The sequence below is a fragment of the Halorubrum sp. SD41 genome, from assembly GCF_058630335.1.
Genome location: NZ_JBZVGZ010000024.1, coordinates 13,295 through 38,309 on the forward strand (window position 1 = coordinate 13,295; position 25,015 = coordinate 38,309).

General features: G+C 70.7%; 28 protein-coding genes. 16 read left to right on the forward strand and 12 right to left on the reverse strand.

Going from position 1 to position 25,015, the window contains the following annotated elements:
* Positions 1 to 44 precede the first annotated feature (44 nt).
* The 5 genes from AC4NMM_RS11925 (at position 45) to AC4NMM_RS11945 (ending at position 3,217) form a co-directional block, all read left to right on the forward strand.
* Positions 45 to 1,010 carry an ABC transporter substrate-binding protein gene (locus AC4NMM_RS11925; RefSeq protein ID WP_491924350.1) on the forward strand — a complete coding sequence of 322 codons (966 nt, stop codon included), beginning with the start codon at positions 45 to 47 and terminating at the stop codon, positions 1,008 to 1,010.
* Between the two features lie 2 nt (positions 1,011 to 1,012).
* Positions 1,013 to 1,795, forward strand: coding sequence for an ABC transporter permease (locus tag AC4NMM_RS11930; protein WP_172863961.1), 783 nt, complete (start codon positions 1,013 to 1,015; stop codon positions 1,793 to 1,795).
* The gene (locus tag AC4NMM_RS11935) at positions 1,795 to 2,559 is read left to right on the forward strand and encodes an ABC transporter ATP-binding protein (RefSeq protein ID WP_096395025.1); all 765 of its coding nucleotides are present in this window, start codon (positions 1,795 to 1,797) and stop codon (positions 2,557 to 2,559) included. The genes AC4NMM_RS11930 and AC4NMM_RS11935 overlap by 1 nt, the downstream gene beginning before the upstream one ends.
* Before the next feature lie 122 nt (positions 2,560 to 2,681).
* On the forward strand, positions 2,682 to 2,957 hold the full coding sequence (locus AC4NMM_RS11940) for a type II toxin-antitoxin system HicB family antitoxin (RefSeq protein WP_096395027.1): 276 nt from the start codon (positions 2,682 to 2,684) through the stop codon (positions 2,955 to 2,957).
* Between the two features lie 2 nt (positions 2,958 to 2,959).
* A complete protein-coding gene (locus AC4NMM_RS11945; protein ID WP_491924351.1) occupies positions 2,960 to 3,217 on the forward strand; it encodes a type II toxin-antitoxin system HicA family toxin in 258 nt (85 codons plus the stop codon).
* Positions 3,218 to 3,363: 146 nt separating this feature from the next.
* On the opposite strand, the gene AC4NMM_RS11950 is transcribed toward AC4NMM_RS11945, so the two are convergent.
* From AC4NMM_RS11950 to AC4NMM_RS11965, 4 genes are all read right to left on the reverse strand, one after another.
* The gene (locus AC4NMM_RS11950; protein WP_491924352.1) at positions 3,364 to 3,522 is read right to left on the reverse strand and encodes a hypothetical protein; all 159 of its coding nucleotides are present in this window, start codon (positions 3,520 to 3,522) and stop codon (positions 3,364 to 3,366) included.
* Positions 3,523 to 4,175: 653 nt separating this feature from the next.
* Positions 4,176 to 4,727, reverse strand: coding sequence for an HIT family protein (locus AC4NMM_RS11955; RefSeq protein ID WP_491924353.1), 552 nt, complete (start codon positions 4,725 to 4,727; stop codon positions 4,176 to 4,178).
* Positions 4,727 to 5,635, reverse strand: a complete 909-nt coding sequence (map, locus tag AC4NMM_RS11960; RefSeq protein WP_096395033.1) for a type II methionyl aminopeptidase — start codon at positions 5,633 to 5,635, stop codon at positions 4,727 to 4,729. The genes AC4NMM_RS11955 and map overlap by 1 nt, the downstream gene beginning before the upstream one ends.
* A 60-nt stretch (positions 5,636 to 5,695) precedes the next feature.
* Positions 5,696 to 5,932 (reverse strand): DUF2249 domain-containing protein, encoded by a 237-nt coding sequence (locus AC4NMM_RS11965; protein ID WP_096395034.1) that lies wholly within the window; start codon positions 5,930 to 5,932, stop codon positions 5,696 to 5,698.
* A 130-nt stretch (positions 5,933 to 6,062) separates the two neighbouring features.
* On the opposite strand from AC4NMM_RS11965, the gene AC4NMM_RS11970 reads away from it, so the two are divergent.
* Positions 6,063 to 6,380, forward strand: coding sequence for a CGCGG family putative rSAM-modified RiPP protein (locus AC4NMM_RS11970; RefSeq protein WP_096395036.1), 318 nt, complete (start codon positions 6,063 to 6,065; stop codon positions 6,378 to 6,380).
* A 5-nt stretch (positions 6,381 to 6,385) separates the two neighbouring features.
* Here the strand turns inward: AC4NMM_RS11970 and AC4NMM_RS11975 are convergent, their stop codons facing one another.
* Entirely contained in the window at positions 6,386 to 8,437 is a 2,052-nt protein-coding gene (locus AC4NMM_RS11975) for a histidine kinase N-terminal 7TM domain-containing protein (RefSeq protein WP_491924354.1), read from the reverse strand.
* 74 nt (positions 8,438 to 8,511) lie between these two features.
* On the opposite strand from AC4NMM_RS11975, the gene AC4NMM_RS11980 reads away from it, so the two are divergent.
* The 5 genes from AC4NMM_RS11980 (at position 8,512) to AC4NMM_RS12000 (ending at position 12,632) form a co-directional block, all read left to right on the forward strand.
* Positions 8,512 to 8,979, forward strand: a complete 468-nt coding sequence (locus tag AC4NMM_RS11980; protein WP_096395040.1) for a peroxiredoxin — start codon at positions 8,512 to 8,514, stop codon at positions 8,977 to 8,979.
* Positions 8,980 to 9,062: 83 nt separating this feature from the next.
* Complete coding sequence (locus AC4NMM_RS11985; protein ID WP_491924355.1) at positions 9,063 to 10,205, forward strand: hypothetical protein; 1,143 nt, start codon at positions 9,063 to 9,065, stop codon at positions 10,203 to 10,205.
* A complete protein-coding gene (locus AC4NMM_RS11990) occupies positions 10,202 to 10,417 on the forward strand; it encodes a hypothetical protein (protein WP_491924356.1) in 216 nt (71 codons plus the stop codon). The genes AC4NMM_RS11985 and AC4NMM_RS11990 overlap by 4 nt, the downstream gene beginning before the upstream one ends.
* Complete coding sequence (locus tag AC4NMM_RS11995; RefSeq protein WP_491924357.1) at positions 10,414 to 11,598, forward strand: S49 family peptidase; 1,185 nt, start codon at positions 10,414 to 10,416, stop codon at positions 11,596 to 11,598. The genes AC4NMM_RS11990 and AC4NMM_RS11995 overlap by 4 nt, the downstream gene beginning before the upstream one ends.
* Complete coding sequence (locus AC4NMM_RS12000; protein WP_096395045.1) at positions 11,595 to 12,632, forward strand: hypothetical protein; 1,038 nt, start codon at positions 11,595 to 11,597, stop codon at positions 12,630 to 12,632. The genes AC4NMM_RS11995 and AC4NMM_RS12000 overlap by 4 nt, the downstream gene beginning before the upstream one ends.
* Before the next feature lie 94 nt (positions 12,633 to 12,726).
* On the opposite strand, the gene AC4NMM_RS12005 is transcribed toward AC4NMM_RS12000, so the two are convergent.
* Genes AC4NMM_RS12005 through AC4NMM_RS12015 form a run of 3 tightly spaced genes read right to left on the reverse strand, consistent with a single transcriptional unit; the run spans position 12,727 to position 16,082 of the window.
* A complete protein-coding gene (locus AC4NMM_RS12005) occupies positions 12,727 to 13,641 on the reverse strand; it encodes a DMT family transporter (protein WP_096395046.1) in 915 nt (304 codons plus the stop codon).
* Between the two features lie 45 nt (positions 13,642 to 13,686).
* Positions 13,687 to 14,733 (reverse strand): geranylfarnesyl diphosphate synthase, encoded by a 1,047-nt coding sequence (gene idsA3, locus AC4NMM_RS12010; RefSeq protein WP_096395048.1) that lies wholly within the window; start codon positions 14,731 to 14,733, stop codon positions 13,687 to 13,689.
* On the reverse strand, positions 14,730 to 16,082 hold the full coding sequence (locus tag AC4NMM_RS12015) for a ribonuclease J (RefSeq protein WP_096395049.1): 1,353 nt from the start codon (positions 16,080 to 16,082) through the stop codon (positions 14,730 to 14,732). The genes idsA3 and AC4NMM_RS12015 overlap by 4 nt, the downstream gene beginning before the upstream one ends.
* A gap of 279 nt (positions 16,083 to 16,361) precedes the next feature.
* Between AC4NMM_RS12015 and AC4NMM_RS12020 the strand changes: the two genes are divergently transcribed.
* From AC4NMM_RS12020 to AC4NMM_RS12040, 5 genes are all read left to right on the forward strand, one after another.
* Positions 16,362 to 17,015, forward strand: coding sequence for a hypothetical protein (locus tag AC4NMM_RS12020; RefSeq protein WP_491924358.1), 654 nt, complete (start codon positions 16,362 to 16,364; stop codon positions 17,013 to 17,015).
* Positions 17,012 to 18,322, forward strand: a complete 1,311-nt coding sequence (locus tag AC4NMM_RS12025; protein ID WP_491924359.1) for a twin-arginine translocation signal domain-containing protein — start codon at positions 17,012 to 17,014, stop codon at positions 18,320 to 18,322. Before AC4NMM_RS12020 ends, AC4NMM_RS12025 begins: the two co-directional genes overlap by 4 nt.
* Before the next feature lie 103 nt (positions 18,323 to 18,425).
* Positions 18,426 to 18,668, forward strand: coding sequence for an LSM domain-containing protein (locus AC4NMM_RS12030; RefSeq protein ID WP_017344111.1), 243 nt, complete (start codon positions 18,426 to 18,428; stop codon positions 18,666 to 18,668).
* The gene (locus AC4NMM_RS12035; RefSeq protein WP_096395052.1) at positions 18,665 to 18,841 is read left to right on the forward strand and encodes a 50S ribosomal protein L37e; all 177 of its coding nucleotides are present in this window, start codon (positions 18,665 to 18,667) and stop codon (positions 18,839 to 18,841) included. Before AC4NMM_RS12030 ends, AC4NMM_RS12035 begins: the two co-directional genes overlap by 4 nt.
* Positions 18,842 to 19,297: 456 nt before the next feature.
* Positions 19,298 to 20,332 (forward strand): LLM class flavin-dependent oxidoreductase, encoded by a 1,035-nt coding sequence (locus AC4NMM_RS12040; RefSeq protein ID WP_491924360.1) that lies wholly within the window; start codon positions 19,298 to 19,300, stop codon positions 20,330 to 20,332.
* A 551-nt stretch (positions 20,333 to 20,883) separates the two neighbouring features.
* Here AC4NMM_RS12040 and AC4NMM_RS12045 read toward each other — a convergent pair.
* From AC4NMM_RS12045 to AC4NMM_RS12060, 4 genes are read right to left on the reverse strand one after another with little or no spacing between them, the layout of a single operon-like run.
* Positions 20,884 to 21,939 (reverse strand): deoxyhypusine synthase, encoded by a 1,056-nt coding sequence (locus AC4NMM_RS12045; protein ID WP_096395054.1) that lies wholly within the window; start codon positions 21,937 to 21,939, stop codon positions 20,884 to 20,886.
* Between the two features lie 39 nt (positions 21,940 to 21,978).
* Complete coding sequence (locus AC4NMM_RS12050; RefSeq protein WP_096395102.1) at positions 21,979 to 22,263, reverse strand: ubiquitin-like small modifier protein 1; 285 nt, start codon at positions 22,261 to 22,263, stop codon at positions 21,979 to 21,981.
* Positions 22,264 to 22,285: 22 nt separating this feature from the next.
* Positions 22,286 to 23,641 carry a cation:proton antiporter regulatory subunit gene (locus AC4NMM_RS12055; RefSeq protein WP_491924365.1) on the reverse strand — a complete coding sequence of 452 codons (1,356 nt, stop codon included), beginning with the start codon at positions 23,639 to 23,641 and terminating at the stop codon, positions 22,286 to 22,288.
* A gap of 44 nt (positions 23,642 to 23,685) precedes the next feature.
* Positions 23,686 to 24,954: a potassium channel family protein gene (locus tag AC4NMM_RS12060; RefSeq protein ID WP_096395104.1), complete on the reverse strand. Its 1,269-nt coding sequence runs from the start codon at positions 24,952 to 24,954 to the stop codon at positions 23,686 to 23,688.
* Positions 24,955 to 25,015 lie beyond the last annotated feature (61 nt).

Genomic DNA, 25,015 nt, shown 5'->3' on the forward strand with positions numbered 1-25,015 from the left:
CGCGGCACGGAAGTTATATGTGGTATCGACCCACCGTTGTATCTATGCCGATACAACGGAGGCGGTTCGTGGCCGCACTGGGCGCCGGAGCGATCGCGAGCACGGCGGGCTGTTCGTCGATGAGCGGCGACGACGGGAACGGCGGAAACGGGACCGGCGGCGGCGAAAACGCCGAGGAGTCGATCGGCGTCGCCGGCGAGACGCTGACGCTCACGACGACGACGAGCACGTACGACACCGGACTCTTAAACGAGATCCACACGGACTTCGAGGAGATGTACGGCGTCACCGTCGACGCCGTCGCGCAGGGGACCGGCGCGGCGTTGGAGACCGCCCGCAACGGCGACTCGGACATCGTGATGGTCCACGCCCGCGGGCTCGAAGACGAATTCATGCGGAACGGGTACGGGATCAACCGCCGGGACCTGATGTTCAACGACTTCGTGATCGTCGGCCCCGAGAGCGACCCCGCCGGGATCGAGGGGATGAGCTCCGCGACCGGCGCGCTCACCGCCATCGCCGAGGCACAGGCGACGTTCGTCTCGCGCGGCGACAACTCCGGCACGCACACGAAGGAGCTGAACCTCTGGGAGGCGGCCGGCACCGAGCCCGGCGGCGACTGGTACCAGGAGACCGGCACCGGGATGGGCGAGGCGCTGAACATCGCCAACCAGCAGGGCGCGTACACGCTGTCGGACCGCGGAACGTTCATTTCGCAGCGCTCGGAGATCGACCTGACGATCCTCGTTCAGGGCCCGATCGAGGGCGGGCCGGAGATCCTCGCGAACCCGTACGGGATCATGGCGGTCAACCCCGGCGTCCACGACAACGCCAACTACGACCTCGCGATGGCGTACATCGGCTGGATCACCAGCCCGGAGGTCCAGGAGGCCATCTCGGAATACCAGGTGAACGGCGAGCAGCTGTTCTTCCCCAGGGCGGTCTCCGAGGACCCGGACTTCCAGCAGTACGTTCCGGAGGGTTGGAGTAGCGACGACTCGGACGAGTAGTCGTGCCGTTCGAATCGACCGCACAGCTGACGCCGGCGCTGTTCGAACCCGCCGCCCGGCTGACTCCTGCCCTGTTCGGCGGAGGCGACGGGCAGGCGCTCGCCCTGATCGACCTCCCGTTCAGAGACGGGTACGTTCGGAGCATCATCTTCGTCTCGCTGTACGTGAGCGTCCTCGCGGTGACGCTGAGCACGCTCGTCAGCATCCCGACCGCCGTCGTGTTGGGGTTCACCGAGTTCCCCGGGAAGGGGTTCGTCAAGTCCGTGATCAACACGGGGATGGGGTTCCCGAGCGTGGTCGTCGGGCTCGTCGTCCTGTTCGCGGTGTCGAACCAGGGGCCGCTGGGGGCGCTGGACCTCATCTTCACCAAGCAGGCGATGGTCATGTCGCAGTTCGTCCTCGCGACGCCGCCGATCACGGCGATCAGCCTCGCCGCGATAAGCGGCGTCGACGACGGGGTCCGCGACGCCGCGCGCGTCCTCGGCGGGACCCGGATCGACGCCGCGCTCGTCGTGCTGAAGGAGGCGCGGTACGGCATCGCCACGGCGGTGCTGGCCGGGTTCGGCCGCGCCATCAGCGAGGTCGGCTCCGTGCTCATCGTCGGCGGCAACATCACGAGCGCGGACGGGATCTCGAAGACGCGGACCCTGACGACGGCGATCCAACTGGAGGCACGCCAGGGCCAGTACGAGACCGCGATGGTCCTCGGCGCCGTGCTCGTCGCGCTCGTGCTGCTCGTCAACGCGGTCGTCGTCCGCTTCGGCGACCGGGGGGTCCAGCGCTGATGCTCCGCGTCACCGACGGGTCGCGGTCGTACGGCGACGAGACGGTCCTCAGCGGGCTCTCCGTCGACGTCGAGCCGGGCGAGGTCGTCGCCGTCATCGGCCCCTCCGGGGTCGGCAAGACGACGCTGCTCCGCCTGCTCGCGCTCTCGCTCGAACCGGACGAGGGGACGGTCTCGCTCGACGGAACCGACGCGTGGGCGGTCGACACCGCCGAGCGCCGCGCGCTCCGCCGCCGGATCGGGATGGTGTTCCAGGAGGCGAGCCTCTTCGACGCCAGCGTGGCCCGCAACGTGGAGTACGGGCTCCGCGTCCGCCGCTCGTGGGGCGAGCGGCTCCGCGACGGGCTCGCCGGCCTGGTCCGGTCGAACGGCGTCGCCGACGCGGTCCACGAGTCGCTCGACGTGGTCGGGATGGCCGGGAAGGTGGGGCAACACGCCGACTCGCTCTCCGGCGGCGAGGCCCAGCGCGTGTCGTTCGCCCGCGCGCTGGCGTACGAGCCGGACGTCCTCCTGCTCGACGAGCCGACCTCTGACCTCGACCCCCGGAATACGGCCGTCATCGAGAAGGCGATCGGCGCGGCGCGGGGCCGCGGAATCGGCGTCGTCGTCGCGACCCACGACATGCACCAGGCCGAACGGGTCGCGGACCGCGTCGCAGTGCTGCTCGACGACGGGATCACGGAGATCGGTCCGACCGAGTCGATCTTCGACGACCCGTCCGACGAGCGCACCCGGAAGTTCATCTCCGGCGAGCTGGTGTACTAATGTCGACCAGAAGAGATAGGCGACCGCCCCGAGTTCGGCGATCTGACAGTTTTTAAATACGCGTGAGGATGAGCCAGCGCCGCTCCCGAAATGTTTTGCGCTTGGGTGGGGTAATGAGACGCATGGCAAGGGCCGATCCGGGCGACACAGACGATCCTGACAGAGAAATTCGGTTACTGAAGAATCCGGATGGACAGTGGACGGCTCGCGACCTCCGGGTCGGTGTGACTGCGCAGGGAGAGAGCCGGGATGCCGCGCTTGACAATCTCGACGCTGTCGTCGATGCGATCGAAGGCGACGGGGGTCGCGCACCGACCGACGACGAAATCCGCGATCTCGGCGTCGATCCCGAAGTCGCTCGGTCACAGAGCGATGAGCTTCCCGATGTCTTGCAGTAGCGATGGTGACGCGGGATTTTTCCGGTGAAGATGTGTACAAAGTTCTGGTGAACGTTGGTGGTTTTCGGCACGTTCGTACCACAGGGGATCACCTGATTCTTCGATGGGACCCACCAGAAAGCCATGAGAACGCAGATACGCGTACCGTGACTGTTCCGGCCCACGACTCGATCAGCATTGGAACGCTCCATGATATTGCTGATGATGCCGGTGCGGAGAATTTCGAAGCATTCTGCGAGTGGATCGACGATAATCGGTGATGACCGACCTCGGTCTGTGAGTTATCAGTGCTGGCCACAAAAGGACATAAAGTAACAAATGAGTATAACGACGGAAATCTACGGTATATAGAATGAATCGTCGTCAGTTGTTATCATCGACGACAGCCATGCTCTCAGTTGGATTCTCAGGGTGCGTGTCTTTTACTGATACTCCTCAGGAGTCCGCCTGTAATGGAATTGCTCCTCTTATCATATTTAACGAAGACGACCAGCGGTATGATCTTGATATCCTCATTGAAGAAGACGGGAAACTGTGTTGTCTGAAGAATACAGCGTGGGTCCATCTATCAGTGACGACGACCAAACGCAAATTGATGTACGTTTAGAGGCCGAAAGCACATATTCCGTGATACTCAGCGTGTCTGGTACAGAGTATGATCCTCAACAAATCGATATCTCAAACGGAAGTGGGTTGGCAATCACCATAGAAGATAGGGAACCTACCGTAGACACGTATCCTGCCTGCGACTGACTACTCAAACAAAGAATGTCAGTTTATACTCTGTTTTAACGATCTGCGAGTAGTATGTATCGAGCAATTTGTGAGCTCCCTGTACTGACCACGCTCGGTCAGGATATATTACTTAGTAATCATTTCCATAGAGTCACATAATTGATGCTGAGATCGACTGCGAACACCTCCAAAGCCCCAGTCGCGACGACTCGCTCGCCTCGCTGCGGTCCTCAGTCGGTCGCTATCGCTCCCTCCTTGCGGTCCTTGCGTCGTCCTGCTTCGTCCTCGCGATTGCCCCTTTGAGTCCCACCCCGCACAGCGCCGCCCCGCACCTCACACCTCCCCAGCCTCGTCGGCGGTCCTCCGCTTCGCTCCGGACCGCCGACTCCCTCGCGCGTGCTCCTCGCGGCCTCCGCTTCGCTCCGGCCGCTCGCAGGCACGCGCCACCGCGTCGTTTATTTATAAGTAATCGACACCGCCGCTTCAGACGTCGAAGTCGAGTTCGACGGCGTCGCCCGCGTCGGCGTCGCCCGAATCGACAACGTTCTCGTCGGCGGCGAACCCGGCGTGGAGGTGGTCGTAGGTGCGCTCTATCGCCTCCACGATCACCTTCGTGTCGCCGGTGACGGGCATGAAGTTCGTGTCGCCGCTCCACCGCGGGACGACGTGCGTGTGGAGGTGGTCGACCGAGCCGCCGGCGGCGTCGCCGCCGAGGTTCTGGCCGGTGTTGACGCCGTCCGGCTCCAGGTCGCGGCGCAGCGCGTCGAGCGTCGCCGCCTTCAGCCGCGCGTGGTCGAGCAGCGTCGCGTCGTCGAGGTCGGTCGGGTCCTCGACGTGCGCGTCCGGGATCACCATCGCGTGGCCGGGGTTGTACGGCGCGTTGTTGAGGAGGACGTAGTTGCGGTCGCTGCGCGCGACGATTCGCGCCTCGCGGGCGTCCTCGCGCCCGGGCAGGACGCAGAACGGGCAGCCGTCGATCGGGTCGGCGTCGCGCTCGACCCACTCGATCCGCCACGGCGCGAAGATCCGGTCCATCAGTCGTCGAAGCCGTGGATGCCCGCCGTCGTCACCTCGACGCCGTCCTCGGTGACCAGGAGGGTGTGCTCCGCCTGGCTCACGAGGGCGTCGTCGTCCTCCTTCAGGACGGGGTACCCCTTGATCGCGTTCGCCTGCTTCAGGCGGCGGAGCGCCATCTCCGCGCGGTCCGTCTCCAGCCACCGCGCCGCGAACGGGAGGTCGTCGAACCCCTCGATCTCTTCGAGCGCCTGCCGCGCCCGCCGGTCGCGCACGCTCGCGGACCCCTGCTGCTCGAAGATCTCCTCGTCGGTCCCCTCGCCGACCTTCCCGCGGCCGTCGGTGGCGAACGGCTCGATGGCGACCGCCTGTCCCGGTTCGAGCTCGACCGAGCGGTCGACCCCGCGGTTCGGCACCGTCGGGCCGGTGTGGGCGTCGTAGCGCTCGACGCCGTGTCCGGAGAGGTTTAACACGGGCGTGTAGCCGTACCCGCGGATCACGTCCTCGATCGCCTGCCCGACGACGCCGACCTCGACGCCCGGGCCGGCCTCGTCGAGCGCGGCCTCCAGCGCCATCTCGGCGGCCTCGACGAGCTCCGGGTTCCCGCTGTGGTCGACCGTCACCGCGGCGTCGGCGATGTAGCCGTCGACGTGGACGCCGACGTCGAGACACACCATCTCGTCGCCGAACTCCGTCTCGTCGTCGCGGCCGGGCGTCGCGTGCGACGCCTCCGGGTCGACGCTGACGTTGACCGGGAAGGCGAGGCCGGCCCCCTGCTCGCGCACGAAGTCCTCCGTCCACTCGGCGACCTCGAGGTGGGTCCGGCCCGGCTCGACCATCTCGCGGGCCTCGTTCACCGCCTCGACCAGCACCGCGCCGGCCTCGCGGTAGCTCTCGACCGCGTCCTCGTCAAGGGGTCCGTGACTCATGGGTCCGGGTTCGGCGACCGCGCGCAAAGAGGTTGCGGAGGGCGGTCGATCGCCCCTCGTTCAGGCGCGCGTGATCTCGACGTGCCACTCGTCGTCGGCCGGGGCCGCCGTCTCGTGGGCGAACCCGCGCTCCGCTAACACGTCGTACAGCGGCACCGGCTCGAAGCTGTTCACCAGGCACAGCGACTCGCCGTCGTCGAGGCCGTCGAGCGCGGCCACGATGTCGCCGAACGGTTCGCCGTCTATCTCGCGGGCGTCCAGCCGCTCGTCCGCGTCGTCGAACGGGTCGGGGCTCATGGATCGGTCGTGGCGCCCCGGGGTGATGTAGCTCCCCCCGAACGGGTCCGGGCGCCGCGGCCGAGCGTCCGGACTCCCCGCGAACATGTTCGCTCGAAGACGTACGGGGCCGGAGCGCGTCGGATCGGACATGTCGAGCACGCCATCAGACCACGACCACGACCACGGGGCGGACCCGGTGACCGATCGCGTCCACGAGAACTCGTGGTCCGCGAACCTCGAAGGCCCGGAACACGCCGACGACCGCGACCTGCTCGTCCGACAGGCGATCGACGCGGTCGAACACACGGCCGCCGGCAACCACGTCAACCTCGTCACCCACGGCGACCACGGCCACCCCGAGGAGTACCTCTTCGAGGCGCTCGACGCGGAACTCGGCGGCGACGTCGACTGGGAGTACGTCGAGCAGTGCGGCTGCGGCGGGCACGTCGTGCGCGTCCACGCGTAGCCCGGTTATCCGTTTTCGCCGTTCGATCGCGGGAGCCACATCCGCACCACCGTCCCGGTCGGTTCGCGGGTGTCGATCTCGAGGTCGCCGCCGGACTCCGTGACGATCCAGTGGACGAGCCAGAGGCCGAGGCCGCTCGCGTGTTCGAGCGCCGTCTCCCGCGCCTCCGAGAACACCGTCCGCTCGACCGGCGGGATCCCCGGGCCGTCGTCGGCCACGTCGATCCGGAACCGGTCGCCGTCGGCGACGACCGTCGCCTCCACGTGGGGGTCGTCGCCGTCGTTGTGGACGACGGCGTTCTCCAACACGTTCCGGATCGCCGACTCCAGGAGTTCGTCCGCGGAGACGACCGCGGAGTCCGGGACCGACACCGTCACCGTCGCCTCCGGAAACGACGACTCCAGCGAGTCGCAGAGGCGATCGACGAGCGCGGCCAGGTCGATCTCGGTCCGGCCGGCGTCGCTGTGGAGCGCGACGTCGATCTCGCGGGCCTGGTCGCTGAGGTGGGTCAGGGTCCGCACCTTCCGGTCGATGATGTCGAGGTACGGATCGCCCTCCTCGTCGACGTGGTCGCGGAGCAGGTCGGCGTACCCGCCGATGACGTTGGTGTCGTTCTTCAGGTCGTGTCGAAGCACCCGGTTCAACACCTGGAGCCGCTGCTCGTACCGCCGGGCGTCCGTGACGTCGGTGGCGGTGATGACGACCTCGCGCGTGTCGGCGAACAGCCGTTCGATCACCGTCTCGAACCGCCGCCAACTGCCGTCGGCGCACGCGATCCGGTGCGTGAGCGACTGCGGTTCGGCGCCCTCGAAGGCGCGCTCGAAGGCCTGCTGCGCCTCGCGCCGGTCCTCGGGATGGACAAGGTCGATGACCGGACGCCCCTCGACCTCGTTCGCCTGGTGACCGAGCAGCCGCTCTATCGACGGGCTCACGTACCGGAGCAGGCCGTCCTCGCCGCAGACCGCGATCACGTTCGGCGACTTCTCGATGAGCGCGCGGTAGCGCCGCTGGAGCGTTTCCCGTTCGGTGACGTCGCGGAACAGCAGGACCGTTCCGCCGCGGGTCGTCCCCGGCCCGGTGATGTCGTGGACGTCGACCGTCAGGAACCGGGAGGCGCCGTCGCAGTCGACCGTCACGCGGAACTCGTCGTCGGACGCCGCCTCCGCCACCGCGTCGGCGACCGCCGGGACGTCCTCAAACGCCTCGTCGGCGTGGACGCCGAGTTCCGCGTCCGGGAACAGCGCCTCGGCCGGGTCGTTGTTGTCGACCACCCGGCCGTCGGCGTCGCAGACGACGACGCCGTCGGAGAGGTTCGCGAACACCGCGTCGCGGGCGATGGGCGAGACGTCGAGCAGCCGGTACCGGAACACGACCCACGCCAAAAGCGCCGAGGTCCCGCTGAAGGCGATCGGCGTGAAGTCGACGAACCCGTTGTCCGGCCCGACGAGCCCGGCGATGCCGGCCGCGCCGAGCGACAGCGGCGCGACGCCGGCGACGAAGAGGACGGCGGCCTGCCGGCGGAACACGCCGTCGCGGGAGACCGCGGCGTAGCCGAGGACGGCGAAGGTGAACAGGTTGACCCCGTAGGTGTAGCCGACGAACCCGAGCAGCGCGGGCGTCGGCGCGTACTCCAGAACCCGGAAGCCGCCGGCGTCGACGAGGGTCGGAGCGACGTAGAACAGCGGGTCGACGCCGACCGTCCAGACGGCGGTAGCGACCGCGACGGGGACGACCCAGAAGAGCGCGAAGCGGCGGCGGGCGAGCCACGCGGTCCGGTCGACGTACGAGAGGACGAAGGCGGGCCAGGCCACCGCTAAGCCGGCGGAGCCGAGCCAGACGAAGCGGTTGAAAAACAGCGTGAGATCGAGCGACGTCGCCGACAGCTGGGCCGCGTACGCCAGCGACCAGACGCCGGCGGTGCCCGCGACCCCGACGAAGCTCCGTAGGAGGGCGTGGCCGCCGCGAGAGCGGTTCCCGACCGCGTACGCGGCGAAGGCGAACGACGCGACGGCCGCCACGAGCAGCGGAGCCGTGTACGGCGTCGGTTGCCACGCCATCGATACCGGTAGGATGCGAGAGCCCCGTAAAAAGGGACCGAATCCCCTAACCGGTTTGAGAAGAGTGCGTCCGTATGCTCCAACCGGGCGACTCCGCACCCGAGATCACGCTCACCGACCACCGCGGCGAGACGGTCACCGTCGACCCGGCCGCGGCCGGCCACACGGTCGTGTACTTCTACCCGCGCGCCGACACGCCCGGCTGTACCGCCGAGGCGTGTGGCTTCCGCGACGAGTGGGACGCGTTCGAGGCGGCCGACGTCGCCGTCGTCGGGATCAGCGACGACCCCGTCGAGGACCTCCGACCGTTCGCCGCCGAGTACGACCTCCCCTTCACCCTCCTCTCGGACCCCGACGGCGAGGTCGCGACCGCGTACGACTCCTACGGCGAGAAGTCGATGTTCGGGAAGGCCTTCGACGGCGTGTTCCGGAACACGTACGTCCTCGACGACGAGGGGACCGTCGTCTTGGCCTACGAGGGCGTCTCCCCCGAGGACCACGCCGTCGAGATTCTCGACGACGTCCGCGCGCTCGACGACTGAACGGGGCTCGGCCGTCGCCGAAGCCGATCCGCCGACGGCTGCCACCCGGTAGTATTATTACTTGTCAGGAGTCACGTGAAACGATGCCCTCCAAGCGAACGTTCGCGAAGCGCCTAGCGGCGCTCGCGGCGACCGGGCTGGGAGTCGGCGGACCGATCGACGCACTGACCTCGGAACCGCCGCCCGACGGAACCCTCGCGGTCGAACCCGCCGCGACCCGCGCCGGAGCGAGCGGCGGCGAGTCGACGGACGGCGACGCGACGAGCGGCCGCGACGCCGCCGGAGCCGACGGACCTCGATCGGCGGTCGCCGCCGGGACGTACGACCCGGCCGCGGCCGCGTCGAACGCCGTCGACACCGTCGTGACCGGCCGGGTCGACCCCGCAGCTCTGACGGCGACCGGCCTGCCGAGCGGGGTCGGGCGTCGACTCCGGCGACTGCTCGACCGGTACGAGAGCGCGTCGCTCGCCGCCGTGCGGCAGGCGACCGGCGGCGCCGCCCTCACCGCGGGCGGGCCGCAGGGGTGTGCGGTCGCCGTCGGCGACGTCGACGCGGCCGCGCTGGCCGCCGAGCTCGACGCCGACCCCGAGGTGGCTCGCGAGGCGGACGACGGCTCGGGATTCGCCCGGTTCCGGGCGCCGAGCCTCGGGTCGGCGGTCGGCGTGGCCCCCGGTGAACTCGTGGCCGCGTACGGCCCGTCCGGCGCCGTCGCCGCGGCGCACCGCGACGCCGGAATCGGCGAGAGCGCCGGCGGGGGAGCGCCGCGGCGGGCGGGCGCGACCGCGAGCTACGGCCCCCTCCCCTCGCTGCTCGGGGGCGACGCGACGGTGTGCGTCGACCTCGGGCCGGACGCCCGCGATCACCTCCGGAGCGTGCTCGCCGACGCGCCCGACGAGCTCCGCACCGCGGTCGACGCCTCGGGCGCCGTCGGGGCGTCGCTCCGCGTTACCGACGGGGGATCCGCCACCGGTGGCGCAGACACCGGTGAGCCGACCGTCGCGCTGCGGTACGGCGCGGTCGCGGACCCGCGACGCCTCGACAGGGAGACCGCCGAGGCGATAGCGCGGGCCGCCCGCGAGGGCGAGGCCTCGCTTTCGGACGCGACCGTCACCCGACACGGGCGGACCGTGATCGTCGACGCCGCGGCCGAGAGCGACCTCTTCGCCGCCCACGCCTCGCTGTTCGGCGGGACCGTCGGTGACCCGATCGAGGTGGCCGACGCGTGAGCGACGCCGCCGGGCGCGAGAGCGTCGAACGCGAGAGCGACGCCGCCGGACGCGAGAGCGTCGAACGCGAGAGTGACGCCGCCGGGCGCGAGCCCGCCGACCTTGAGAGCGCTACAGCCGTATCGACCAGTAACAGACGTACGAGCGAATCCACGATGACGACGAGAGACCACACGCCACGACAGCGGTATCGAACGAGGACGAGTCGATGAGTTCCGAGGACTCGCCTTCGAGGACTCCCGACGAACCGACGGACGACGCGGAGCCGGCGAGCCCGGATCGATCGTCCACGGCGGCCGATCCACCGCGGACGACGACCGACCGACCGACCGCGGCCGACGCGTCCGGGTCGCCACTCGACCGGATCGAGACCCGACACGCGGTCGGGGTCGCGGCGGTCCTCGCGGTCGCCGCGGGGCTGCTCGTCGCGCCCGGGGTGTACGGCGCCGTGACGGGGCCCGACGGGACGGTCGCCGTGATCGAGATCGACGGGGCGATCGACTCCGGGACGGCCCAACACGTCGAGGACAACCTCCGGGACGCCCGCACGAACGACTCGATCGAGGCGGTCGTGCTGGAGGTCGACAGCGGGGGCGGCCTGCCCGCGCAAAGCGAGCGGATGTACGCGGCCGTCGACCGCACCGCGTCCGTGATGCCCGTGTACGCCGCCGTCGACACGCTGGGCGCGTCCGGCGCCTACCTCGCGATCGCGCCCGCCGACCGGATCTACGTCGCGCCCTCCGCGCAGGCGGTCGGCAGCGTCGGCGTCGCCGGCACCGCGCCCACCCCGAGCGGGCCGAACGCCGGGACGACCGGCCCGGACAAGGCCGGTACTGACCCGGACACCCAGCGCGAGCGCCGACAGACGCTCGCGAACCTCTTCATCGCGAACGTGCTCGAGCAGCGCGGCGACGAGATCGAGCTCGACCGCGAGGCGATCGCGCACGCCGACGCCTACCTCGGCACCGAGGCGGTCGAGAACGGCTTCGCCGACCGATTCGGCTTCGTCGGCGGCGCGGTCGCGGACGCCGCCGCGGAGGCGGGACTCGACGACTACGCGGTCGACACCCGCCGCACCGAGAGCCGCATCCCCGGCGGCCTCTCGCTGTTAGAGCGCGACGACGGCACGGTCGTCGTCGCCGACGCGTCGGACGACCAACTCGGCGACGGGCTCATCCTCGCGGTCGCTCCGGCGGCGTGGGACGAGACCGTCGGCGACGACGTCGTCATGACGAGCTACACCGCGCGGCTGCCCGCGGACGGCGGCGAGGCCGACGCGGCGACGGCCGGGGACGCGGACGCGACGAACGGCGACGAGTCGGCCGCGATCGGCGACGACTCCGCCGCGGCGATCGACGCCGCGGTCGCGGCGAACGGAGGTGCGGGCGAATGAGCGTCGACCTGCGAACGACGGTCGGCGCGTTCGCCCTGGTCTTCCTCGCGATCGTCGGCGTCGCGGCCGTCGGGGGCGTCGTCCTCGACGACGCGCCGCCCGAGACGGAGCCGGTCGCGGACGACCACTGGCAGCTGGACGCGGTCGAGCCGGAGACGGTGAGCGAGGGCGGCGAGGTGGAGATGGAGAGCAGCGAGCCGTCGAACACGGTCGTTATCCACCTCGGCGGCGGCAGTGCCGGACTCGGCGGCGGGACTTCCATCCTGCCGATCGAAGACGGCGACGCGCCCGCGACGGCTGACATCGGGTCGCTCGGCGGCGTCCGACGCGGCGTCGCGCCGCTCACCGCGGCGCTCGTCGAGAACGGGCACGAGGTCCGGTTCTACGCGGGCATCGCGAGCCCCGAGCCGCTGCCGTCGATGCTCTCGGACGCGGACGCGTTCGTCACCACGAACCCCGGCGCGCTGTCGGCGACCGACGCCGACGCGGTCGAGTCGTTCGTCGACGCCGGCGGCCGGACGCTCGTGACGAGCGACCCCGGCGGCGCCGGCGCGCTCACCGAGTTCGGCTCGCCGTTCGGCGTCTACGGTGAGGCCGGCTACGTGTACGACATGGAGAACAACGACGCGAACTACCTCAGCGTGCTCGTCGAGCCGACCGGACCGGGGGCGCTGACGGAGGGCGTCGAACGCGTCGTCCTCCGCGGCGCCGCGCCCGTCGGCGTCGCCGACGGACCGGCGACGCTGGCCACCGCGGAGACGTCGCGGCTCTCGACGACCCGGGAGGCCGGCTCCTACGGCGTCGCGGTCCGCAGCGACTCGCTCGCGGTGGTGGGCGACTCCAGCTTCCTCGAACCGGAGAACGCCGGCCGCGCCGACAACGGCGTCCTGATCGGCAACGTCGCGGACTTCCTCGTGACCGGCGAGGAGCCCAACGTGTCGTTCGGCCCGACCGGCCCCGGCGGCGCGGTCCCGCCGGGTGGCGCGACGCCGCCGCCGGAACCGCCCGAGCCGTCCGGGAACGCGACCGCGTAGCGCTCCGCGGCCCCGCGGAGCGCGATGCGACCCGGTGCGGCCCGTGCGGCTCGACACGGCTAAGTCGACGCGCTGCGGCCGCGACGCTTCTCTTTCACCCCGGGAACCGGATCCCGGCGGCCGCGTCGGCGATCTCGCGGCGCTTCAGCAGGCCGAACCCGAGGACGATGACCGCGAAGCCCGCGACGGTGAACGGCGTCACCGGCTCGGCGAGCAGCAGGGCGCCCGCGACGGTGGCGACGATCGGCACGACGTAGGAGACCAGGTTGATCTCGAAGGGGCCGAGCCGGTCGAGCAGCGTGAAGTAGATGGTGTACGCGACGGCCGACGAGAGCAGCCCGAGGAACGCCAGCGCGACGAGCGCGCGCGGCGCCGCGGCGGGGAGCCGCTGACTCTCGCCGACGCCGAGGCTGAGCGCGTGGATGGCGAGCGCGCCGAACCCCATCGCCCACCCGGTGAGCGCGACGCTGGAGAACGAGGTCTCGACGGTCCGGAGGCCGACGCTGCCGACCGCGACGGCGACCACGCCGATCGCGATCAGCCCGACGCCGACCGCGACCCCGCCGCCGAGGCTCGCGGGGTCCGGCTGCGCGACGAGCCCCACGCCGAGGAACGCGAGGACGACCCCGACCGCGCCGCGCGAGTCGAGGTCAGCCCCGCCGATCCAGACGGCCGCGACCGCAGCGGTCGCGATGGGGACGAGGCTGTAGGTGATCGAGGCGATGCCGCTCGTCGTGTACTGCTGGCCGACGAACAGCAGGGAGTTGTTCGCGGCCACCGAGAGCCCGCCGCTGAACCCGATCGCGGCGAGGTCGCCGCGGGTCCGCGGCAGGGGCTCGTTCTGCGTGAGCAGCACGTACGAGATCAGCGCCAGCGCGGCCACGTCGAACCGGTAGGCGGCGTACAACACCGGCGGGTAGTAGTCGAGGCCGACCTCGATGGCGACGAAGGAGCCGCCCCACAGCAGGGCGAGGGTGAAAAACAAGAGGACGTCTCGGTACCGTGACACGGTCGACCGAACGCGCGCCGGGGGTAAAGCGGTGTTCGTTCGCTCTCAGTAGCCGCGGACGATGAGGTAGTCCGCGAGGTCCTCGAGCAGGCTCCGGGAGCCGCTCTCGGGGAGGAGTTCGAGGTGTTCCTTCGAGCGCTCGGTGAGGTCCGCGGCGGTGTCGCGGGCGTATTCGATGGAGCCGACCTCTTCTAAGGCCGCGACCGCGTCGTCGATGGCCGCCTCGGTCACCTCGGCGGGCGTGTCGGCGTCGACGAGGCCGTCGACGTCGACCCCCTGCTGGCGGGCGTGGAGGGTGATCAGCGTCTCCTTCCCCTCGACGAGGTCGGAGCCGCGCTGCTTGCCGAGCTCCTCCGAGGGGACGGTGAGATCGAGCACGTCGTCTTGGATCTGGAACGCGCGCCCGGAGTCGATCCCGTACCGGTATAAGGCGTCGACGACGTCCTCGTCGGCGCCGAGCAGCAGCGCGGGCGTCGCGGCCGACGCGCCGTACAGCACCGCGGTCTTCAGCTCGACCATCTCTAGGTACTCGTCGGGGAGGATGTCGTCGCGGCTCTCGAAGGCGACGTCGAGCGCCTGCCCCTCGCAGATCTCGGTACAGGTCGACGCGAGCATTCGCATCGCTTCGAGCCCGTGTTGCGGGTCCGCGCCCGTCTCGGTCATGAACTCGAACGCCTTCGAGTAGAGCGTGTCGCCCGCGAGGATCGCCGTCGAGACGTCGTACGCCTCGTGGACCGCGGGGACGCCGCGGCGCAGGTCGTCCTCGTCCATGATGTCGTCGTGGATCAGCGTGAACGACTGGATCACTTCGATGGCGACCGCGGCCCGCATCACGTCGACCTCGTCGCCGTCGAGCGAGGGGAACGCGCGGAAGTCGGCGCCCATCGGCTCGGTGCCGGTGACCGCCTCCGCGGCCAGCGTCGTCACCGTGGGGCGGAGCCGCTTCCCGCCGGCCTCGAGGATGTACCGGGTCGCCTCGTACAGCCGCTCGGGCTCCTGGACCGGCAGCTCCTCGTCGATAGCGGCGTTGACGAGGTCACGCCGCTCGCGGATGGCTTCCAACACCCGCGCCTCCTTCGTCTCGCTCGTCATTCGGCGAGCTGGATGACGCTCCCGTTCTGCGTGACGTGGATGTCACGTCCGAGCTTGTACCCCTGTGACGTCGCGAGGTTCACGTACGGCGAGCGGCCCTCAAGCGTCTGGTGACCGGGGATGACGTGCTGCGGCTGGAGCGCCTGAAGCATCTCGTAGTGGCCCTCCTCGCGGAGGTGCCCGGAGACGTGGATGTCGTCGTAGAGGCGCGCGCCCTGCATCCGGAGCAGCTGTTCGCTCTGGTAGCGCTGCCCCTCGTTGGTCGGCTCCGGGATGACGCTCGCGCTGAAGACGACCTTGTCGCCGTCGTCGATCTCGTACGGCGTCTCGCCGCGTCCCATGCGGGTCAACATCGCGCGCGGCTCGCCCTGATGGCCCGTGACGATGGGGAGGAAGTTCCCCTTCCCCTCCTTCATGATCCGCTTGAACGCGCGGTCGACGGACTTGCGGTGGCCGTACATGCCGACGTCGCCCTGGAAGTCGACGAAGTCGAGTCGCTCGGCCGTGCCGGAGTACTTCTCCATCGAGCGCCCGAGCAGGACCGGCTGGCGGCCGATCTCGCGGGCGTACTCGACGAGCGTCTTCACGCGGGCGATGTGGGAGGAGAACGTGGTGGCGACGATGCCGCCCGTGTAGTCCTCCATCGATTTGAGCGTGTCCTCGACGTGCTTCTTCGCGTACGACTCGGAGGGGGTTCGGCCCTTCCGGCCGGCGTTCGTACAGTCCTCGATGTACGCGAGGACGCCCTCGTCCTGGCGGCCGATCTCGCGGAACCGATCCATGTCGATCGGGTCGCCGATGACGGGGTCGTGGTCCAGCCGCTTGTCGAGCCCGTAGACGACTGCGCCCTCGGGCGTGTGGAGGACCGGGTTGATCGCGTCGATGATGGAGTGAGTGACGTTGACGAACTCCATCTCGACCTGCTCGGAGTCGCCGATCGCCATCGTGGCGCCCGGCTTCATCTTCACGAGGTCGTTGTCGACCTGGAACTTGCCCTCGTCTTCGATCTGCTGGCGGACCAGCTCGATCGTGTACGGCGCGGAGACGATCGGCGCGTCGTAGCGGTGGGCGAGCTTCGGGATCCCCGCGATGTGGTCGAGGTGGCCGTGGGTGGGGACGATCGCCTGGACGTCGCCCTCCAGTTCGCTCATGACCCGGTCGTCCGGGATGGCGCCCATGTCGATCAGGTCGAGGCTGTGCATGCTCTCGGTCTCCACGTTGTCGTGGATGAGGACCTTACTGAGGTTCAGGCCCATGTCGAAGATGACGATGTCCTCGCCCGCACGGACCGCCGTCATCTGTCGACCGACCTCTTCGTAACCGCCGAGTGTCGCAATTTCGATTTCCATGGTGTGTTGGTGTCGGAGCCGTTGTCGGCGCCGATCACTGAAACCCCGCAAGGAGCCGTCAGCGCTACGTCCTACCGCGCGTCGTTGAAGGCCCCGCTACGGCCGAGTCGCCGCGACTCACCGTGTCCCGCGGGAGTGTGGTACCTCGGCGTACTCCCGCGCACGTTAAAAACTCCCGGGTTCGGTCGCGCGGCGGCGGTGCGCGTCCGAATGCGGTGACGACGGAATCACCGGGCGAGTCCCGCAAAGCGTATCACGTTCTCCGCCGAACGGCCGGCGATGCCAGACGTTCCCCGCCGCCGAACCCTCCTCGCGGCCGCGTCAGGGATCGCCGCCCTGGCCGGCTGCGCCGGCAGCGAGACCGCGTCGAACAGCTACCCGACCACCAACCGACGGATCGACGGCTACGACCTCGAGAAGGTCCGCGACGAGAGCGGCGGCGCGCTCGTCGCCTCGGGCGACGAACTGCCGTCGCTCTCGGCCGACGAGCGCGCGTTTCAGCGCCGCAGCACGCGACGGGTGTTGGTCGCCGACGAGGACCTCACCGAGCTCGCCTTCGCCGAGACGGACGCCGGCGAGCGCCTTCGGTCGTTCCTCGCCGCGACCGACTTCGAGTCGGCGTCGGCGTACCTCCTCACGATGCCCGTGCGAGCGTGTCGAGAGGTCCGGTTCCGGTCCGTCTCGGTCGAGCCGGACGAGCTCGCGGACGACGACCTCCACCCGCACGCCGACTTCTGTCAGGCGTACCGTCCCGCGGACGTCGAGTGCGACGCCGACGAGACCCACACCGTCGGGTTCGCGATCCGGCTCCCGGTCGCCGCCGACCGCTCGACCGGGAGCGGCAGCGGCATGAGCGGGTCCTGTCAGGGGCCGGAACCGCCGGCCGTCTTCAACGCGTCGGCGTCGTCCGGCACGGGGGGTGACGGCGCGTGACCCGCGATTCGAGTTCGGGTCGAGCGTCGAACTCGCGCCGCCGGTTCCTCGCCGGGGTCGCGACGGCGGGCGCGGCGGCGCTCGCGGGCTGTTCCGGGCTCCCGTTCGGCGGCGGCGAGGAGCGTCGAGAGGCGCCCGCGTCGCTCCCGGCGGACGTCGTCGGACCGGTCGAATGGCCGGCGTCGCCGTTCCCGGCGACGGTCCCCGCGTCGCTCGCGGAGGCCCACGAGTCGCGGGCCCGCGGGCTGCTCGACGACGTGCCGGTCCGCCCGGAGCTCCCCAACGCCGGCGTCGCCGAGGCGATCGCCGACGACCGCGAACAGGCGATGCGGCGCGTGGAGGCCGAGGTCGCCGACGGCTGGCCGGTCGACGCGCTCTCGGCGTGGCGGCGCCGCCGGGAGGACGCCGCGGAGGTTCGGGGCGCGTACCGAGCCGCCACCGGGGCCGACGAGGGATCTGATCTGATCGCCCGGCGCCGCGCGGTCCGCGACGACCGCGGGGCGCTCGCGTCGGGACTGGAGTACCGGGCCGAGTCGCCGACGGCGGCGGTGCTGGCGTACGAGCCGATCGAGTCGCTGCTCGCGGAGTGTGAGGGGCACGTCGCCCCCCGCGTGACGTACCCGGACGACCCGGTCGCCGAGCCCTTCCGCGCCGGCGAGGCGGTCGCGCGCGTCGAGCGTGCGAGAGCGGCGATCTCCGACGCTGCCGGGCTCCGCGAGGCGTACCTCGACGGGCGCGACGGGGCGACGCCACAGTGGGCGTCGCTGGTCGCGGCCGCCGACGGGCTGCGGGGGTCGGTGATCCGGACGCGTGCGACCGTCCGGGAGCGGACCGGCGGCGAGGAGCCGTTCGCCGACGAGGACCTGAGCGGCACGGTGGCACAGGAGCTGGTGGCGGTGAGCGACCTCCGGACCGAGTCGGCCGTCGAGGACGTCGAGCGGGCGGTCGAGGCCGACGAGTACGCCACCGCTGCGGTCGAGTCCGGAGTCGCACTGGCCGAGATCGAGGCGTACCGGAGGGCCGTAGCGGCGATCCGCGACGGAGAACACCGAGAGGTCCCCTCGGAGTCGTCCGTCCGGTCGGCGGCGGACCGAGCCGGAACCGCGGTCGCCGAGGCTGTCGAGGGCGGCGGTCCGCTGGCGACCCGGCTCGTCCGTCCGGCGGTGGAGGCGGTCGGGTACGTCGCCGACCGGATCGCGGAGGGGTACGGCTCGGTCCGCCGGAGCCAGGCCGAGCTCGCGTACGCCGCGCTGTACGCGAACGCGGTCCCGCCGGCGGCCGAGTTCGTGCGGGAGCGCTTGGAGTGAGCGGCCGTTCGCGGTCGGTCGGAGGGCGCGTTCGTGTCAAACCGACCGGTTTCGGGGCTTCGTCCCGGTATTTTTATTACCGCGACGGGCGGCGATACGGACAATGAGTGGACGACCCCTCGACGTGCTCGAAGCGTCGCTCGAGGAGCCCGTGACGGTACACCTGAAGGACGGCACGACGTACTACGGCGTCCTCGGCGGTTACGACCAACACATGAACGTCGTCATCGAGCCGGAGGCCGACGTGGACGACCGCGTCGACGACGACCTCGACGGCGAGTTCGCGGTCGCGATCGAAGACACAACGATTATACGCGGCGATAACGTCGTCACCATCAAAGCATGACCGGCGCAGGTACGCCCTCTCAGGGGAAAAAGAACAAGACGGTTCACGTGAAGTGTCGACGCTGCGGCGAGAAGTCCTACCACGTCAAGAAGGAGCGCTGCTCTTCGTGCGGCTTCGGCGACTCCGCCTCCCGGCGCGACTACGCCTGGCAGTCGAAGACCGGCGACAACTGACGACGCGGTCTCTTCGGTTTCTTCTCGCTTCTGCTCGGTGAGCGGCGGGTTTATAAATAGAGCATTGGGGAGCGGCGATCACCTCCAAGTCCCAGCCGCTTGCTTATAAACGCCTGCTGACGGAAGAGCGGCGAAGGCCGCCAAAGCCCCAGCCGCGAGGAGTCGCGCGGCTTGCTGCGCTCCTCGCTCATTCCGTTCGCTGCGGTGCTTACTGCGCCGGGCTTCGTCCTCGCGGCTGCCCCTTTGAGTCCCGCCCGACCGCAACCGCACCGCACCTCGCGCCTCCCCAGCCTCGTCGGTCGCCGTCGCTCCGCTCGGCGACCGACTCCCTCGCGCGTGCGACTCGCGCCCTGTCGGGCGCTCGTCGGCACGCGCCACCGCATGGTCCGGGGTTGCGGTTCGCCACGCCCCCGCCGGCACCCAAACCGTTTCCCGCGGCGATGGCCGAGTCGGGACATGGACCTCTCAGTCGTCGACCTCTCGCCGGTCCCCCGCGGCGGCACCGCGGCGGACGCGTTCGAGAACACGGTCGACGCCGCGAAACACGCCGAGCGGCTTGGTTTCGAGCGGTTCTGGGTGGCGGAGCATCACGGGATGGGCGACCGCCTCGCGGGCACCACGCCCGAGGTGCTGCTCGGCCGGCTCGCGGGCGCGACGGAGTCGATCCGGATCGGGAGCGGGGCCGTCCTCATGAACCACTACAGCCCGTTCAAGGTGGCCGAGTCGTTCGGCGTCCTCGACGGACTGGCGCCCGGCCGCGTCGACCTCGGCATGGGGCGCGCGAACGGCTCGCCCGCCTCGGACCGCGCGCTCGGCACCGACCGCCGCGTCGAGAACCCGAACGAGGACCACCGCGAGCGGATCACCGCGGTCGTCAACCACCTGCGCGGCGATTACCCCGACGGGCACGAGTACGCCGACCTCTCGGTGCCGGGATCGGACGCCGGGCCCGCGACGCCCTGGGTGCTGGGGTCGAGCCCGTCCAGCGGCGAGATCGCGGGCGAGCTGGGGCTGCGCTACTGCTTCGCGGGCTTCATCCGCCCCGGGTTCGCCGAGCGCGCGTTCGCGGCGTACCGCGAGGCGTTCGACCCCGAGGGTGGAGTCGGGGGGCTGGACGAGCCGCGGGGGATGGTGGCGGTCAACGCGGTCGCGGCAGAGACGGACGAGGCCGCGGCCCGGCGACGCGCCCCCGCCGAGGCGACGTTCCGCCGGATGCGGCGCGGCGAGCTTGGCGACGAGATGCCAACGGTCGAGGAGGCGGTCGACGAGCTCGGCGGGGCGCCCGAGCCGACGCCCGCGACGCTGGACGACGACGAGTGGCCGCGGTCGATCTCCGGGAGTCCGGAGACGATTTCGGGGCTGCTGGAGCAGTTGGCCGACCGCGTCGGCGTCGACGAAATGATGATCCAGCACACGGTGCCGGACCACGACGACGCGCTCGACTCGCACGCGTTGCTCGCCGAGGCGATGGATCTGGACGGGCGGGAATAGTTCGGTCTTAACTCGGTGGACATTCTCGATTGCTCAGTTGGTTGGGAAAACCGATCGGCAGTGACGGACACCACCAGAACCTCGGCCGATTACTTATAAATCGCTGCTGACGGATCGACGGCGAACACCGGCAATGCCCCAGTCGTTTACTTATAAATCGCTGCTGGCAGATCGGTGACGGACACCGCCAAAGCCCCAGCCGCTTACTTATAAATGGCTGCTGACGGATCGGTGGCGGACACTGTCAAACCCCCAGCCGCGAGGGCGACGTACGCTCGCTGCGTTCCTCGGTCGGTCGCTATCGCTCCCTCCCTGCGGTACTTACGTCGCCTACGCCGCCCTCGCGACTGCCCCTTTGAGTCCCGCCCCGCACAGCACCGCAACCGCACCTCACACCTCCCCAGCCTCGTCAGTCGCCTCCGCTTCGCTCCGGCGACTGACTCCCTCGCGCGTGCGACTCGCGGCCTCCGCTTCGCTCCGGCCGCTCGCAGGCACGCGCCACCGCGGATCGGTTTATAAACAATGACTCGGTCGGAATTGCGGTCGCGTTCCTACTCCACGCGCTCGCGGGCGGCAGCGATAAGCATCGGGAGCATCACCGTCGCGTCGCCGTGGACGGAGGCGTTGCGCGCGTCCTTCTCCAGTTTCCCCCACGAGCGCGCCTCTTCGAGGCTCGCGCCGGAGAGCCCGCCGGTCGCCTCCGGGTCCATCGTGATCTGGACGGCGTAGTCGTACGCGCGCGGCGTGACGAGCATCGTCTGGAGCGTGAAGTTCTTCGGCACCCCGCCGCCGACGAGCAGGCAGCCCGCGTCGTCGGCCTCGAACGCGAGGTCGGTGAGTTCGGTCATGTCCGCGAGGGCGTCGAGCGTGAAGTCGGCGGTCTGGGCGTACATCCACGCCTGAAGCCCCAGAACCGAGTCCTGGACCGCCGGGCAGTAGATCGGCACGTCGCACTCGTAGGCGGCGGCCGCGACGCCCGGCCCCTCCGAGACGTCGTCGCGCTCGTTGACCGCGGCGTTCGCGCGGCCGAGCTCGCGCGTGAGGTCCGCGATGGAGACGGCGTCTTCCCCCTCCAGCGCCGGGAACACCTCCTCGCGGAGGTGGCCCTCGAAGTCGGCGAAGTGCTCCTGCGGGAGGTAGACATTGTAGATGCGGTCGACCCCCTCGTCGCGGAGCCCCTCGTCGTGCTCGCGGGGCGTCTTCTCCGGGTCGTGGGTGCGCCCGTGGTGGTGTTTCCCGCCGATCGCCTCGATGGAGTCGTGGGTGAGGTTCGCGCCCGTGGTCACCAGGGCGTCCACGTACCCGTCGCGGATGAGGTCGGCGACGATCCGGCGCATCCCGGCGGGCACCATCGCGCCCGCGAGCGAGAGGAAGACGGTACAGTCGTCGTTCTCGAACATCTCCGCGAGCACGTCGCCGGCCTCGTTGACGGCGGCGGCGCCGATCCCCGCGTCCCCGTAGCCGTCGACGAGCTCGCTCACCGTCATCCCGGCGGTCGCTCGCGTGTGACCCACCGGGTCCTCGCCGAACTCCTCGCGATGCGGCTCGTGGCCGCCGTGTTCGTCGCCGTCGCCGCCCCCTCCCGCCTCCTCGTCGCTGTCGGTCATGGCTCCGGATGGGATCGGCGCGCGTTTGAAACGACCGATCTATCGGCCGGCGCTCCCGCCGCTCACGGGCGGGAACAGCGCGAGCTCGTCGCCCGCCTCCAGCGTCGCGTCGAGCCCCTCGTCGTGGCGGACGCTCCGCCCGTTCCGCAGGACGTTGATGTGGTCCGCGACGGTCCCGTCCTCCATCACCCTGTCACGCAGGTCCGGGTGCGCGTCCAGCAGCGCGTCGAGCGCGTCGCCGACCGTGTCGCCCGGCTCCGCGTCGACGGTCACGTCGCGGTCGCCCGCGATCTCCGCGAGGTCGGCGAACAGCTTCCACTCCATGGCGGATCCCCGCGCGGCCGACTCAAGAGCGTTGCGTCCCGTCGGAATCGGTTCCCTCGTCGACCTCGGCCTCCGCGCCGAAGTCGATTCCCTCGTCCAAGTCGGTTTCCCCGTCGCCGTCGTCGAGTTCGGCGTCGCGTGCGGCCGCGGACGGCGTCTCGGTCCCCCCGGCTTCCGCGCCCGCGTCGGCCGGCGACGCGGCGGCCGTCTCGAACCGGCGGATCGCGTCCGGCCTGCCGACGAGGTACACCAGGTCGCCGGCGCCGAAGGCGTACGCGCGCGGCGGGATCGGCTGGACGGGCCCCTCTGCCGGGCGGACCGCGGCGACGACGGCCCCGACCTCGCCGACGGTGCTCCCGTCGAGGTCGCTCCCGGCGCCGACTGCGACGGAGGCCATCGTCTCGTCGGCGGTGCGCAGCAGGGAGGCGAACTCGCGGTCGGCCTGCGGCTCCGCGGGGAGGGTCACGAGCCGGTAGCCGTCCTCCTCGGTCAGGCGTTCGGCGTCCGACTCGTCGAGCGCGACGGTGACGGCGTCGCCGGCGACGCCGCGCAGCTCGCCGGTCGCGACGCGCTTCGGCTCCGGGTCGTCGCGCCACAGCTGGACCGTGTCGCCGACGGTGGCGTTGTTCGGGGGGTCCGCCGACACCGCGACCGCCGCCGACCCCGGCGCGAGCGTCGGGCCGAGCCCCGCGGCCCGGGAGCCGACCGCGAAGTACTCGACGGTCCCGTCGGCGTCGAGGTCGACGTCGACGTAGCCGACGCCGTACTCGTCTTTGAGCCGGGTAACGAGCCGGTCGCGGAGCTCCGCCGCCGAGAGCTTTCGCGGGAACAGCAGGGTCGTCTCCGCGAGCTCCGTCTTCTTCTCCGGCGAGACGGGGTCGTACGTGTCCATGTCGGCGATCTCGTCGGCCGGCGGGAGCGTCACCGCGGTGAACCGGCCGACCGCGCGCACGACCCCGCTCAGCTCTCCCTCGAGCTGCTTGGCGCCGGAGAGCGCGAACACGTCGACCGCGAGGCGGTCGCCCGCGTACCGGCCGACGGGAGCGATCACCGCCGCGACGCCGAGCGAGACGAGGTTGAAGAACACGCTCTCGGGCGCGAGGAGGGCCGGGTTGTCCCCCACGGCGACCGACCCCAGCGAGGTCGTGTTGAGGTATAAGGCGACGACCGAGACGCCGATCAGGCCGGTCACTCCCTCCGGGATCTCCGTGCGGAAGTACCAGCGGTACGCGAGCGCCGCGCCCGCGGCCACGAGCGCGACCACGACCGCGAACGTGACGAGCGTGACCGCCGCCTGTCGCGGCCGCGCGAACCCCACGTCGACGGCGGCGACGGCGAGGCCGCTCGCGACGAGGCCGAGGTCGACGGCGCCGACAATCGCGGTGACCGCCCCCGGGCCCGCGATGGCGCCGAGCGCGAGCGTCACGCGGCCACCTCCGCGAAGCGGTCGAGCGCGTCGCGGCTCCCGACGACGAACAGGTCGTCGCCCGCCGACAGCGCCTGCGAGCCGTCGGGCGCGATCGTCCACGACTCGTGGCGGGCGGCGAGGACGGCCACGTCGTACGCCTCGCGGACCTCGGCTTCGCCGATCGTGTGACCGTCCAGCGGCCCGCCGGCGGCGACCGTGACCCTCCGGAACCGCTTCCCCGCCCGGCGCAGCAGGGCCGTGAGCTCGTACTCGCGGCGGGTGCCCCGCGACAGCACCAGCACGCGACCGCGGTCGGCGCGGAGGAGCGCCGCCGCCTCGGAGCGGTCGAGCGCGAGCGTCACGCGCCCCTCGCCGCCGGTCGTGGTCGGGGCGGTCGCCGCCGGCGGAGGGGAGACGGCGCCCTCGCCGCCGTCGGTCCGAGCGTCGTCGTCGGGGTCCGGGTCCTCGCCCGCGGGGGGAGCGGGCTTCGACGCTGCCCCCGCCCCCGGCTCCGGCTTCCCGCCCGACCGGGCGGCGATGACGGCGCCCTCGGCGTCGAGGTCGGGCGTGATCACGCGGACGACGTCGCCCCGGGCGATGCCGGTCGGGACCAGCGCCGACACCGACACCGCGCGCTTCCCGGCGGGCACGCGCTTCGAGAGCGCTCCGGTCGGCGGCGCGGCGGCCACGGTGGCGCGCGCCTTCTCGTCGATCCGAACCGCCACGTCGGCGAGGTCGAGCTCCGTCTGGAGCCGCTCCGCGAACCGGTCTTCGAGCTCCGCGAGTGGGAGGTCGGCGGGGAACGTCCAGTCGCCGTCGAGTATCGCGCGGCGCGTGTCGGCCGGCAGCGGCGGGTACCCCTCCATGTCGTTCACCTCGCCGGCGACCTCGACGGAGACCCGTCCCCGACCGCCGACGAGCTCGATCACGTCCGTCGAGAGCGTCCGGTCCCGGAGCTGCTTGAGCGAGATGCGCTTCGGGACGCTGGCGCCGAGCCGGTCCCCCTGCGCGTGGGCGTACATGGAGAGCATCAACACCACGACGATCGCCGTGAGGATCGCCGGCGCGCGCTCCGACGACCGGATCGTCTCGTCGTTGAGCGCGAGCAGCCCGCCGTTGATCCCGGCGATCGCGAGCGACAGCACGACGACCCCGAGCCCGGGGATCGTCACGTCCGTCACGTACTTGAACACGAACCCGAGGGTCCCGGCCACCAGCGCGGGGACGATCCCGGTGATAACGCCGAGGTAGATCCCGAAGGCGATCTCGACGGGCAGCGACATACGCCCCTCAACCGGCGGGGCGGTTAAACGTGTGTCGGCGCGGATCGCGTCGCGGGAGTCG